The organism is Mesorhizobium sp. M8A.F.Ca.ET.208.01.1.1 (assembly GCF_004791315.1).
GTDB lineage: Bacteria > Pseudomonadota > Alphaproteobacteria > Rhizobiales > Rhizobiaceae > Mesorhizobium.
The window spans coordinates 1-314 of the sequence record NZ_SRUT01000257.1 but is presented as its reverse complement, the minus strand read 5'-3'; the positions used below and the strand labels follow the sequence as shown (position 1 = coordinate 314).

1 pseudogene is annotated in these 314 nt (G+C 65.0%); it reads left to right on the top strand.

What is annotated here, in order from left to right:
* Nucleotides 1-314: pseudogene (locus EN851_RS35190) on the top strand (2-aminobenzoate-CoA ligase); the annotation flags it as partial.

Genomic DNA, 314 nt, shown 5'->3' with positions numbered 1-314 from the left:
GTCAGCGCCGGCTACAACATCGCCGGACCGGAGGTGGAAGCAGCGCTGCTGTCGCATCCGGATGTCGCCGAATGCGCCGTCATCGGCGCCGAGGACGCCGAACGCGGCCAGATTGTTGAGGCGCATGTCGTGCTGGTGCCGGGCACGGCGGCGGATGCCACGACCGTCAAGCGCCTCCAGGATCACGTCAAGGCGACGATCGCGCCCTATAAATACCCGCGGTCAGTGAAATTCATCGCTGCCCTGCCCAAGACACAGACCGGCAAGATCCAGCGCTTCCGTCTGCGCGCGGAAAAAGACCCATTGAGCGCTCG